Source organism: Flavobacterium flavigenum, assembly GCF_027111255.2.
Classification (GTDB): domain Bacteria; phylum Bacteroidota; class Bacteroidia; order Flavobacteriales; family Flavobacteriaceae; genus Flavobacterium; species Flavobacterium flavigenum.
Map to the genome: position 1 here is coordinate 4,667,509 of NZ_CP114285.2, position 13,077 is coordinate 4,680,585.

Consider the following 13,077-nt stretch of genomic DNA (forward strand, 5'->3'; position numbering starts at 1 on the left):
ATAAAGATAACGAATATTTTAGAGTATAAAACAAAGAAAAAACTTTCTTTTTTGTAAAATTGAAATTAAAAACAGGAGGAAGAATATTTAATAATTGCCTTTTGTAAAGTTGAAAAACTGAATTTTGTGAAGAAATATTTTAAAATCCTTCAAAAACTCCTAAGCCGAATAAGGCAAAGTCATATTTTACCGGATCAGTTGGGTCTAATTCACGTAATCTCTGATCTAATTCAGCTAGTGCTTTTCCATCATTCTGCTTGCGCAAAAGAAGTCCTAACTTACGCGCCACATTCCCGGAATGAACGTCAAGAGGGCAGGAGAGGGCCGATGGGGTAATAGTTTTCCAGATACCTAAATCAACTCCTTTTGTGTCCTGGCGTACCATCCATCTCAGGTACATGTTAATTCGTTTTGCAGCAGAATTATTTAGCGGATCCGAAATATGCTTCTGGGTACGGGGCAAATGATCAGTTTCAAAGAATGTTTTTTTGAATTCATGAATACTCTTCTGCAAACTGTCCTTTTCATGATGTTTAGCAAAAACAGTTTCTAAGCCATTATGATTTTTGTAGATATGTTGTAGTCCTTTAATAAAACCTGCAAAATCTTTCCCGTTAAAAGTACGATGGACAAAATTTTCTAATTGTTGCAAATCTGGATCAGAATGTGACATGACAAAATCATATGGTGTATTGCCCATTAATTCCATCATTTTATGTGAATTTTTAATGATCATTTTACGGTTCCCCCATGCGATGCTGGCACTTAAAAAACCAGCAATTTCAATATCTTCTTTCTGCGAAAATAAATGCGGAATTTGTACAGGATCACTTTCGATAAAGTCCAAATTATTATATTGAATGACTTTTTCGTCAAGAAATTCTTTAAGTTCTGATTTATTCATGTGCAGAAAGTTTTTTAGCGTAAAATCCGTCTTTTAAGTCATTAGTACGCATTTGGGGTATAATATGAAAATATTTCTCAAAATAATCAAGCTGTTGTTTATTAACACAGGGCAATTCACCATTTCCATTTGCCCAGAAAAATGGATTTACTACAGGCGAATTGTATTTTAAATTTCCCAGATTAATGTTTTCAAAAGGACTGTCACTTTTGGTATTTTTATATGGAAATATAATGTTTTTAACTGAAAAATTACTGATTTCCAGCATAAATTTATGATTTGAAAAACGGTTCAGATTCACCGGAAAAAATAAAACAACACTTATTGACAGTAATGAAAAAGTTAATAAGGAATATATTGTTTTTTTATTCTGTACAATGTAAACCAGACAGAAAAGAGAAAAGAATAAAATGAAATTCATAAAAAAACGATATTGTGGAGACGTTATAAAAAGCAGGAAAAGCTGCAATAGCATCACACAGTATAAAAAACATAACGATTTTTTATTTTGAAATTTATAAATAAAGAGCGGAACGATAAGAATCAAAGAAACACCAATTTTATTAAAAAGGCCATTCAGTTTAGGCATTGATATCCATTGTAAAAACAACTCCCATGCCGACATAGAATTGTATTGTTCTGCAGTCGTGAAAAAGCCATAACATTTAATCTGATCATAGTAAAAAACCTGAATTGAATCAGGAATGGCATAATCCATTTTAAGTGAATGGACAATATTTGAAGGAAAAACCGGTGCCCCACAAATTATCATATTTTTTATGACAAAAAGCGATAATAAAGTGAAGGTTAGTAAAACAGGTTTTAAAAGCTTTTTTGATAAAAGTTTAAAATTTAATGCCAGTAAAATTATCGGGAAGATTGAAAACGTTAAGGTTGTGTTTTTTATGTAGAGTAAAAAAAGTACTAAAACTAAGATTAAATTAAAAACTTCAGGAGTTATTTTTTTGAAGTTTTCTAAAAAATAGAAAAAGAAAATAAACGAGATAATATAAACAGGAATATCCGGAGAAGGAGCACTGATAAACTGAAAAAAGAGAATATTAAATAGTGGTAATAATCCAATAATCAAATAATTCATATTGTTATTTTTGTAATATTCATTTAATTTCTGAATCGAAAAAATGTTGCCTAATAACAAACAGAATCCGCTTAAATCATTGAAATTTTGATATAAAAATGAAAAATTAAAAACGCTTTGAGCAATATGCCAGCCACTGGTCTGACTGAAAAATATATGCAAATTTACAAGCCCTTTTACAAAACCATATTCGTTAATCCATTTTATAGTCTGAATATAATAGGATTCGTTGTCAATTACAAAAGGTATGGAAGCGCATTGAGCCACAATTAAAATTGAAATAAGAACCAGAACAATTTTTAAAGTATTTTCTAATTGTTTCAATTCTGAAAGGAAAGATTTATAGGTTTCAGTTATTGAAATACCAAATTTCAAGACCGTAATAATATTCAAAACCAGTAAAAAAACATGAAATTCAATATTAATTCTTCCAAAAATAGCCCAAATACTGGCAATAACTGTTGCGAAAAATAGTCCTAATATGGATGTAACTACAAAGTTTTTATTTTTTAGACCTGTTATTTTGTCGAAAACCACCCCTAAATTGATGGTTGAGAATAGAATATAAATCCAACTTAAAAAAATTAAAAGCATCTTAAGATATAATTTGCCCGTCTGACATTATCAATTTTCTGTCGGCCATGTTTGCCAGTTCTTCGTTATGAGTCACAATTACAAATGTTTGTCCAAATTCATCCCTAAGCTGAAAAAATAACTGATGTAAATTTTCGGCAGAATGGGTGTCAAGATTTCCAGAGGGTTCATCGGCAAAAATCACATCGGGTTTATTGATCAAAGCTCTGGCTACTGCTACGCGCTGCTGTTCTCCGCCAGAGAGTTCATTTGGTTTATGATTAATTCTATGAGATAGTCCTAAGTAATCCAGTAGTTTTTTAGCCTCTGCTTCTGTTTCAGAAGGCTTTTTGCCTGCAATGTAAGCAGGAATACATACATTTTCAAGAGCAGTAAATTCTGGCAAAAGCTGATGAAACTGAAAAATAAAACCTAAATTTAGATTCCTGAATTTTGATAAGGCTTTGTCATTTAACCCTAAAATGTTTTGTCCGTTTATAGTAAGAGAGGTGTCTGAATTTGTTTTTTCAGGTTTATCTAATGTGCCTAAAATATGAAGGAGTGTGGTTTTTCCTGCACCTGAAGCACCCACTATCGAAACAATTTCCCCTTTCTGAATATGTAAGTCAACACCTTTTAAAACTTCAAGTTTATCATAGAATTTATGTATGTTTTTCGCGTGTATCATTTGGAAACTGTTTTTACAAAGAAACGAAGATTCTCTGGATATTGAAATGGTTTGTAACAGATTTTTATGAATCTTAAACGTAAGCGGTATGTTTATTGTATGGGAATTTAGAAATTAATTGTTCTCAGGAAGTAATGTATAAAAACGGATTCTTTTTAATTTTGAATGTAACTTAAACTATAATATCATGCAAGACTTGAAAGTTGTAGAAGATAACAGAATGCAAAAATTGCTAATTGGATTGCTTTTGGACGGAATCGGAATGATTTCTTTTTCGATTCCTCTGATTGGAGAGTTTTCAGATGTGATTTGGGCGCCAGTTGCGGCATTTATTATGACCAGAATGTACAAGGGAAGAGTAGGACGTGTGGCCAGTATTTTGACTTTCGTAGAAGAAATAATTCCATTTACAGATGTTATTCCATCCTTTACACTCACTTGGATTTATACTTATTTTTTTCAGAAAACAAAACAACTGCAATAAAAATGGCAGCTTGTTGGGCTGCCATTTAAACTAAAATTTATTGTACTATAATTTTTTTGATATGTAAAACTGCTTTGGTTGCAGGATCAGAAACTTTTAGTATAAATACTCCTTTGGACTTTAAATTGATGTTTTCCTGATTTTTTCCGTTAATGTTTTTTGTCATCACTTCTTTACCCAAAATATCGAAGATCTTAAGTTCTGCATTGCTGTCATTTTCCATTAAAATAGAAAACGAACCGTTATTTGGTACAGGCCAAACTTTAAAAGTGCTATTTTCTTTAATCGGTTTTTCTATTGATAAAGTAGAGCTGTATCCGCTGACAATATTGACTTTACGCGTCATACTTGCTCCTTCATTATCTGTAACAGTAAAATCAAAAGAACATAAGCCAGTTGCACTTGGTGTGAATGCTACAATATCTGCATTCAGTGAAGCATTTCCATTTACAACATTCGAAACAGAATAATTAACACCAGTTGTAAAACCTCTTGAAAGTTTCTGAATGTTAATATCGATTTTATTTCCAGTTGGAGAATCGTAATGAGGCATGGACATCCATTGTAAGTATTTGTCTAAATTGGTATATCCGTCTAGGTCTACGTCAGCATTAGAATCAGAGAAATCCCCTGTTCCTGAATTTATATTTGTTCCGTGAATGGTTTCCCACCAATTTGGTAAACCATCCTGATCGGTATCCCAGTTTGCATCCCTGATAATTTCAGGGTATATTTCGTAGCCTCCAACATCAGATTCATTGTCAGGAAAACCAGCTTTATTAGTAACGCTTCCTCTGTAAGTGTAATTCCCGCTTAACGTTTCTGTAATCATTCTTTGGTCATGTGTGTCCAATTCTGGCTGTACACAACCTACATCAGAAAGTACAATTTTATAAGCATTAGCTGCAGATTGTGTTGTTACAAAGGATGGAAAAAATGGGGTGTCAACAAATGTTTCATAATTTATTGTAACGCCGTTTGATAATCTGGATCTTCTGCCAAGTGATTGGTTTGCTTCATCAAAATATCCTGGCATAACATTTCCACTGAAATAAGCTCTTTGCATCCCTGCAAAATTATTTTCATGATCCATAGTTAATGCATATTGCTTCAATTCAGTGCCTGCACCTGGTTTATAGTAGTTATTAACGAAGTTGACTTCACTCGCCCCTCCATCTGTCGTTCTGGAACCCCAATTATAAACTACATTATTGGTAATATCTAATTTTCCACTAAAAACATTATTTGCATCTAATCCTCCGCCTAAACTCCAATTGCGGCCATAATTATGTGCTAACAAATTATGATGAAAACTTCCCACATCTCCACCAATAGTTGCAGCATAACCGTGCTGTGTTCCTGCAGGATAATTTGCATGTCCTGCTGCATTGAGGGCTTCTGATATTAAAGTTCTCTGTAGGGTAATATTTTTTCCTGAACGGGAACTAAAAGATTCATCAATTGTCCAGCTGATCGAACAATGATCAATTATACTATTATCAGCACCAGTTAATCCCATTCCGTCAAAAGTAGTACCTCCGCCCAATCGCACTCTTATATTCTGGACAACAGCATCATTTCCTGTAATTCCAAAAGGTGCAGTACGAATACAAATACCTTTTCCGGGAGCAGTTTGGCCTGCAACTGTAACATATGGCTGACTCAAAACCAGTCTGGAATTAAGTTGTATAATTCCAGAGGTATTGAAAACAATTGTTCTGGGACCAATATCATTTGTAACAGCTTCACGTAAACTTCCAGGCCCACTATCATTAAGATTAGTAACTGCTATTACTTTTCCGCCCCTTCCACCACGGGCAAAGCGGCCATAACCTTCAGCCCCTGGAAAAGCAAGCTGTGCTGGACGAAAGCGCCAGATGTTTCCTTTTACTATTTCATTATTAACTAGAACTTCATCCACTCTCCAATAGTAAGTTGCTCCTGTATATAAACCGCTTAACTGATAAGAAGTATTGGTTTTAACCTGATTTCCTTTGTATTCTGATGATGATGTTCCCGCAGCTTCCAAAGCAGCTAAGTCAGTGCCAAAATAAACATTATGAGATACTGCATTGATAGCTGAAGTCCAGCTCAATGTAGTATTTCCGGAATTTAATTCTACATGTTCGTTATTATTTTTAGGAACAGGATTTGTCGACTGATTAAAAATATTAGGTGTGTTTAATTCAAATCCATTGAACATTATGTTTTTAATGTTTTCTGTACCTGAGGTTTCGGCTTCAAATAAAATAACAACATCAGTATTTTCGGTTGCCTGAAATTTCAAATAAGCTGATTTTGCAGACGCTGGTGTTAATGCTCTGACACTTGGAATTAAATTGTCTACTACTTTATTGCCGTCAATCGAAATATCAATCGGACTAAAGTTATTCCCACTAGGACTGTCCACAGCGTTTAAAAAAGCCATTAAAGTATGTTCTCCTGTTGCTAACCCCTTTATTTTAAGTTCTATTTTTGCTCCCAGATTGGCATTTGTGCCTTTTACAGTAAGGCCATCACCAGTTAATTTTGCAAAATTAGGGGATTGTATTCCGGCTTTATACCAATTAGTACCTAATTCCGTACCATTATCTCCCATTCTTGTTACAGTAAAAGTTATTCCATTTGTTGTAAAAGTACTAGTGTTAAGTGACCCTACAAGCCATGGAATATAACCTGGTTCACTTACCTGAGCTGTTGGTTGATTAATAATATCAAAATCAATTTTTACTACCGGACTTTGGGCAAAAATCTTTGTAGTTAACATTGTAAGGCAAATAGTCGTCATTACAAACGATAGTTTTAAGGTGTTGTTGAACATGTAGTTTGGTTGGTTTTGTTAGTAAAGAAATTTTTATCTTAAACGTAAAGTTTTAAAATATCAAAAACAAAACTGTCCTGCCCCATCCTGTCCAATATTTTTTTAGTGATTATTGATGATAATTTTACCTAATAACACATGTTTTATAATAAATAGATGTTAAATTGTTAAGATTTCTCAAAATAGTAAAAATTACTGTTGTGATAAAACGACAATGTGTTATGTATTTAAGTAGTGCAGAAAGAAAATCTTGTTTGTAAAAATGTTTAAAAGAAGTAAGAATTAATCTCTAAATAAAAAACCCAATCCCATACTTTTAAGCATTTTTTTTTCAAAGTTCCAAAAAAAACGAAACTGACCAAATAGGGTTCCTATTCCAACGAGCAGAACCTGATAAATTGGAAAAATAACCAGTAGCCTGATTAAGGTAAACCAACCGCCAAAATCTTCTTTTGTTATGTTTAATAATTCGCAAAAGGGTCTGGATAGCCACGCAGATGCCGATCCAGTGATGGCAAATACGATAAATATAATGACAAGCTGAAAATTTGAGGTGATGCCCCAACGTTGTTTTAATCTGTTCATTATTTGTTTGTAGTGATTACAAATATACTAACAATTATCTGGAAGGAACATGCCTTGCCAGTTTTTGTTTGTAAGTATTTTGGAAGTAAATCATGTAATTGTATATCAGGTAGTTAACTTCGTATCCGTATCGGATATGTGGCTGATAATCAATGGTCATCTCATATAAATTTGGATTATAGCGCTGAGGCTGTAACACACGATTGTTCCATTCTGTTACATAAATTTGATTTTTATTTTCCAGATAGCTGAGTGAATAATAATTTCTTGGTAATGCCATTGAGGCGAGCCAAAAACTAAATCCATTATCTATAATTATAACTTCATATTCTAAGGAATCATTTGCAATTCGTACTGTATCATTTACAGCTGCTTTTACTGGAGTATTAGTTGTCGCAATTTTGTTCTTAGAAGATGTTGAACATGCAATGATTGTAAATAAAACCCCTATTATGTAAACGAAATTCTTCATGGCTTAAATTTTGAACATTAAATTTACAGAAAAAGTGATAAACGTTTTTATTATTTAACATTTGGAGTAAAACATACTGTTATCTAATAAAAAAAGAAAACTTTCTATCTAAAAAAGAAAGGGGATTTATTAATCAGTGTTAATAAATCCCCTCAAATTATTAGTTATAATGAATTAACTCAATAAAGTAATGATTTGTGAAGCTAATTCAGTACCAATTCTGTCCTGAGCTTCTCCTGTTGCAGCCCCAATGTGAGGAGTCAGTGAAATTTTAGAGTGCATTAAGATTGCCATTTCCGGTTTTGGTTCGTTTTCAAAAACGTCTAATCCTGCAAATGCTACTTTTCCTGAATCTAATGCTTTTACAAGTGCTACTTCATCAATAACACCTCCACGTGCACAGTTTACGATTCCAACACCATTTTTCATGATTTCAAATTCTTTCTCACCAATGATGTAGCCATCCTGAGCAGGAACGTGTAGGGTAATGAAATCTGATTCTTTTAATAATGATTCCAACGATTGAGGCACAATAGTAGTCGTAATAGACTGGCCATCGAAAAACTCCACTTTTACATCTACAGAGGGAATAAATCCATCTGCAGCAATAACTTTCATACCTAAACCAAGAGCCATTTTTGCAGTTGCCTGACCAATACGGCCAATACCAACAATACCTAATGTTTTTCCTCTTAACTCAGTTCCATTTGCGTAAGCTTTTTTCAGACCGTCAAAGTTTGAATCTCCTTCAAGAGGCATATTTCTGTTTGAATCATGTAAAAAACGAACACCGGATAGTAAGTGCCCAAATACTAACTCAGCAACTGATTCAGATGAAGAAGCAGGAGTGTTGATTACGTGGATTCCTTTACTTTTAGCATAATCAACATCAATATTGTCCATACCAACACCACCACGTCCGATGATTTTGATACCAGGACAAGCATCGATAATATCTTTACGAACTTTAGTTGCACTACGCACTAAAATCACGTCAACATTGTTTTCATTAATAAAGTTAGCAACTTGTTCCTGAGCTACTTTTGTAGTGATAACTTCAAATCCACCTTTTTCTAAAGCTAGAATTCCGCTTTTAGAAATTCCGTCATTGGCTAATACTTTCATTTTGGTCTATTTGTTTTGATTATTATTAATCGTTTAAAATAAATAATAATATGAATGATATAATTTTTTCTTTTTTTATTTAGAAGCTATTCCCGCTATTCGTTGCAAACGAAGTTCACTGAACTCCAATTTAATAAATATTTTAGTGAAGTAATCTTTTTTGTTTTAAAGAAAAACAAAAAAGGATTTTCACTGCTATCGGGGCTAAGGCTCTGGTATTCGATTGATAATTTTGGTAATTAAATTTTAGTTTCCAAAGCTTTCATTACATCCACTAAAACCTGTACGCTTTCGATAGGCATTGCGTTGTAAATAGAGGCTCTGTAACCACCAACAGAACGGTGTCCTGGCAATCCTGAGATTCCGGCTTCTTTCCACAATTTATCAAACGTTTCTGTATGATCAGCATTTGTAAGAAGGAAAGTAACGTTCATGTTAGAACGGTCTTCAACAGCTGCAGCACCTTTGAATAATGGATTTCTGTCGATTTCGTTATAAAGTAACTCAGCTTTAGCGTTGTTTAATTTTTCGACAGCAGCTATACCACCTTTTTCTTTAATCCATTGTAATGTTAATAATGAAACATAAACAGCAAATACAGAAGGTGTATTGTACATACTTTCTGCTTTGATATGTTTGGTGTAATCCAGCATACTCGGAATTGCTCTTCCGTTTTTCCCTAAGATTTCTTCCTTAACTACAACTAAAGTAGTTCCTGCAGGTCCCATGTTTTTTTGAGCTCCGGCATAGATTAAGTCAAATTTAGAGAAATCTAATTCGCGTGAAAAAATATCAGAACTCATGTCACATACAACCGGGATGTTGGTTGATGGGAATTCTTTCATCTGGGTTCCAAAAATGGTGTTGTTGCTTGTACAGTGAAAATAATCTGCATCGGCAGGTATTTCATAACCTTTTGGGACATAAGTATAATTGTCGTCTTTTGAAGAACCTACGATAACAGTGTCTCCAAAAAGTTTAGCTTCTTTGATGGCTGCTGTCGCCCATGTTCCAGAATCTAAATAAGCTGCTTTTCCATTTTCTTTCATTAGGTTGTAAGGAGCCATTACAAATGCTGTGCTTGCTCCACCCTGTAAAAATAAAGCCTGATACCCTTTGCCTGTAAGACCTAATAGGTCTAAAGCCAATGCACGTGCTTCGTCCATAACTGCAACGAAATCTTTGCTTCGGTGTGAAATTTCAAGAATTGATAATCCTGAATTATTAAAATCTAAAACTGCTTTTGATGCTTTTTCAAAAACTTCCTGAGGTAAAATACTTGGTCCTGCGCTGTAGTTGTGTTTTTTCATGGTATAGTTAAAAGTCCAAATTTTAAAAACGCAAATTTCGGGAATACAAGCCGAAAAACCGTTAAATTATTCGCAATAATTATAATTTTTTATCCGATGTTATTAACAAAAACGATATAGTATCTACATTGTCTGCATAATCCCATAATTGCGGAGTCTGAGTTTTTCCGAATGAAATGCTGTCCTTAATCAGATTATTGCTTACAACACACTGAATTTGCTCAGATTCAGCTTCGAGACGATTTTTAAGATCTTCGATATTTTCATAAAATTCATAAAAAACGCTGGAAATAGGAGAAGCATAACTGGAATCTTCTTTTATCGTCAAAAAGCCATTGTCCAGTAATTTGAAATTACTCATTAAAAAAACAGCCTTATTGTAGTCATAATTATTAGCATATTTTTCATAATGGATAACATCCTGATATTTGAAAATAGCTTCAAAAAAAGTATCGAATTTGTAATCTTTCGGAACAAAAAGTTTAGATACATTTCGGCATCCCAAACCAAAATAGCGAAAAATATCTTCTCCTAAAGCTTCTAAATCTTCTTTTGTTTCCTGACCGTTTAAAACAGCAACAGAATTTCTGTTCTTGCGGATTATTGAAGGTTTATCTTTAAAATAATATTCAAAATAACGGGCAGTATTATTACTTCCGGTTGCAATGACGGCATCAAAATTTTCTAATTTTCCTTCCACAAAAGTAATCTTGTCTTTTAGACTCTGATCAATAAAAATTAAATATTTGGCTAAAAACGGTAGTAAGTGCTGATCATTAGAAGACGTTTTTATTAAAGCTTTATTTCCGGTAATTAATACACATAAAAAATCATGAAACCCTACTAACGGAATATTACCGGCTAAAATTAAGGCTACTGTTTTTTCTTTTTTATTATCCTGAGAGAACTCAGTAGAATAGCCCGAAAGCCATTTGTCAATATTTTCTTCAGTCAAAGCATCTGCCCATGATTTTATGGCGAAATATACTTGCTCAGGTGTATACCACCCATTGTGTGATTGCGAAAGTTCAATGAGTTTTATAAAATCATCAAAAAACAAATCATTACCTAAAACAGATTCATTTCGAGTATTTTTTTCTTCTGAAAACTGACTCAAAAACTGACCAAGTGCTATAAAAGATTGTTTTTTTTCGTTTTGTAACATAAGTAATTTGTTTATGAAAGGTTTTGATTGTAATTTTGCACAAAAATAAGCTATATTAAGTTATAAGGCAAAGCAGAATAAAATGTTTGGCATTTTTAGTAAAGTCTTGTAATTTTTAACCCGTAACCAAGAATAAAATGGCAATAATTATAACCGACGAATGCATCAATTGTGGGGCTTGTGAACCAGAATGCCCTAATACAGCAATTTATGAAGGAGCTGATGACTGGAGATATAAAGACGGAACAAGTCTTTCCGGAAAAGTAATTTTACCTGACGGAACAGAAGTTGACGCAGATGATGCTCAAACACCAATTTCTGATGAAGTGTATTATATAGTACCCGGAAAATGTACAGAATGTAAAGGTTTCCATGATGAGCCTCAATGTGCAGCTGTATGTCCTGTTGATTGTTGCGTGCCAGACGAAAACCACGTTGAAGACGAGGAAACACTATTAAACAGACAAGCGTTTCTACACGCTGAATAATATTCAAAATTATACTATATCAAAATCCTGAGTGTTAAGCTTAGGATTTTTTTTATTTGTAATAAATATTCAATTATTTCGTATTTATCTGGTTTTTAATGTTTTATTTTTGTTAAATTTGGCAATAATTTTTGTATTTTTATAATAACCATGAGAAGACTAATACTTATATTTATTCTGTTACTTAGTGTTGATTTTTTTGCACAAAGCACTGAATATTCTATTGTTATAAAAGATATAGAAACGCTGATGCCTATTGAAAATGCTACGGTTTTTATTATGAAAACCAAACAGACTTTAATAAGTAATAAAGATGGAAAAGTAACTTTTGAATTGAATGGGGCTTCAAATGTTCAGGTTTCTGAAACAAATTATGAAAAACTAACGCTTCGCTGGGCAACTTTAAAGGAAGATCAGTTTGTGGTTTATCTTAAAAACAGCCATAATAAATTAGATGAGGTAGTTGTTTCAACTGAAAATCCTCAAAAAACACTTCAAAAAATCGTTTCTAATTCAAGGCACAAATTAGCTGATTCTTACCGTTTAAAGGTGTATGTGAGAGAGTTTTTTTTGTTAGATAACAAATATTCTTATTATAATGACGGACTTGTAAATTTTCAGTTTTCAGTTAGTCAGAAAAAAGCAACAACAACATTACTTGTTGAGCAAAACAGGTCTTATGGTTTATTGGAGGCCGATATAAGTGCAGATTTACGAGGTTATAATTTGAATAATATTATGGAAAATTATTGCAATTTAAATTATTTCGATCCTCTTTTAGATTCAAAAGCAAAAAAAGAATACAGTTTTACAACCAAAGGACATCCAAACAATAGCAGTTATTATATAATGTCTATAGCGCCTTTGGATAATTCAAAAACAGCTCTTGATACTTACGAAATAGTCTATGACCCCGAAAAAAAGTTGATTATAGAATTTAGTGTTATTATTGAGCCAAAAAATTTATCGGAAATAGTAGAAAATGAACAAATTGGTGCTAAAAATGTTACCAGGTCAATTGTAAAAGTGAGTTATAGAGCTGAAGGTCAGGATTATTATCTTTTGACTGCCAATGAAGAGATAGGATATGATTTAGTTTTAAAAGAGGAAATTAAAAATATTCAGGTCCGTAATAATTTTGTAACAACCAGCTTCAATAGACAGAATTTTACTTATAAGGAAAGCGATGTTTTTAAAGAAAAATCGCTTTTCAACAAAAAAAATAAAGTGCTGACTAAATATTGGGACATTTCCGGATTTACAGCAACAGATGAAGAAAAGGCAATTATAGATGCCTTAGAGTTTAAATTATAACTTTATAAAAAAATCCTGAGTTTATAGCTCAGGATTTTTTTGTTTAGAT

General features: G+C 32.8%; 12 protein-coding genes. 3 read left to right on the forward strand and 9 right to left on the reverse strand.

Features of this window, described 5'->3' with window-relative positions:
• Window positions 1–139: 139 nt before the first annotated feature.
• From OZP09_RS19365 to OZP09_RS19375, 3 genes are read right to left on the reverse strand one after another with little or no spacing between them, the layout of a single operon-like run.
• Complete coding sequence (locus OZP09_RS19365) at window positions 140–904, reverse strand: TIGR02757 family protein (protein ID WP_269235279.1); 765 nt, start codon at window positions 902–904, stop codon at window positions 140–142.
• Window positions 897–2,597: an LIC_10190 family membrane protein gene (locus OZP09_RS19370; RefSeq protein WP_269235280.1), complete on the reverse strand. Its 1,701-nt coding sequence runs from the start codon at window positions 2,595–2,597 to the stop codon at window positions 897–899. The genes OZP09_RS19365 and OZP09_RS19370 overlap by 8 nt, the downstream gene beginning before the upstream one ends.
• 1 nt (window position 2,598) lies before the next feature.
• Window positions 2,599–3,264: an ABC transporter ATP-binding protein gene (locus OZP09_RS19375; RefSeq protein ID WP_223681558.1), complete on the reverse strand. Its 666-nt coding sequence runs from the start codon at window positions 3,262–3,264 to the stop codon at window positions 2,599–2,601.
• A 187-nt stretch (window positions 3,265–3,451) separates the two neighbouring features.
• On the opposite strand from OZP09_RS19375, the gene OZP09_RS19380 reads away from it, so the two are divergent.
• Entirely contained in the window at window positions 3,452–3,748 is a 297-nt protein-coding gene (locus OZP09_RS19380; RefSeq protein ID WP_269235281.1) for a hypothetical protein, read from the forward strand.
• Between the two features lie 37 nt (window positions 3,749–3,785).
• Here the strand turns inward: OZP09_RS19380 and OZP09_RS19385 are convergent, their stop codons facing one another.
• From OZP09_RS19385 to OZP09_RS19410, 6 genes are all read right to left on the reverse strand, one after another.
• Entirely contained in the window at window positions 3,786–6,536 is a 2,751-nt protein-coding gene (locus OZP09_RS19385) for a T9SS type A sorting domain-containing protein (RefSeq protein WP_269235282.1), read from the reverse strand.
• Window positions 6,537–6,851: 315 nt separating this feature from the next.
• Complete coding sequence (locus tag OZP09_RS19390) at window positions 6,852–7,154, reverse strand: DUF6787 family protein (RefSeq protein ID WP_269235283.1); 303 nt, start codon at window positions 7,152–7,154, stop codon at window positions 6,852–6,854.
• Between the two features lie 34 nt (window positions 7,155–7,188).
• Window positions 7,189–7,626: a DUF6146 family protein gene (locus tag OZP09_RS19395; RefSeq protein ID WP_269235284.1), complete on the reverse strand. Its 438-nt coding sequence runs from the start codon at window positions 7,624–7,626 to the stop codon at window positions 7,189–7,191.
• A gap of 174 nt (window positions 7,627–7,800) precedes the next feature.
• Window positions 7,801–8,751, reverse strand: a complete 951-nt coding sequence (locus OZP09_RS19400; protein WP_163399159.1) for a D-2-hydroxyacid dehydrogenase — start codon at window positions 8,749–8,751, stop codon at window positions 7,801–7,803.
• Window positions 8,752–8,990: 239 nt separating this feature from the next.
• On the reverse strand, window positions 8,991–10,061 hold the full coding sequence (gene serC / locus OZP09_RS19405; RefSeq protein WP_269235285.1) for a 3-phosphoserine/phosphohydroxythreonine transaminase: 1,071 nt from the start codon (window positions 10,059–10,061) through the stop codon (window positions 8,991–8,993).
• Window positions 10,062–10,140: 79 nt separating this feature from the next.
• Window positions 10,141–11,226: an acyl-CoA reductase gene (locus OZP09_RS19410; protein ID WP_269235286.1), complete on the reverse strand. Its 1,086-nt coding sequence runs from the start codon at window positions 11,224–11,226 to the stop codon at window positions 10,141–10,143.
• Between the two features lie 137 nt (window positions 11,227–11,363).
• On the opposite strand from OZP09_RS19410, the gene OZP09_RS19415 reads away from it, so the two are divergent.
• On the forward strand, window positions 11,364–11,714 hold the full coding sequence (locus OZP09_RS19415; protein ID WP_223681550.1) for a 4Fe-4S dicluster domain-containing protein: 351 nt from the start codon (window positions 11,364–11,366) through the stop codon (window positions 11,712–11,714).
• A 150-nt stretch (window positions 11,715–11,864) separates the two neighbouring features.
• On the forward strand, window positions 11,865–13,028 hold the full coding sequence (locus OZP09_RS19420) for a peptidase associated/transthyretin-like domain-containing protein (RefSeq protein ID WP_281309850.1): 1,164 nt from the start codon (window positions 11,865–11,867) through the stop codon (window positions 13,026–13,028).
• The last annotated feature ends 49 nt before the right edge of the window (window positions 13,029–13,077 follow it).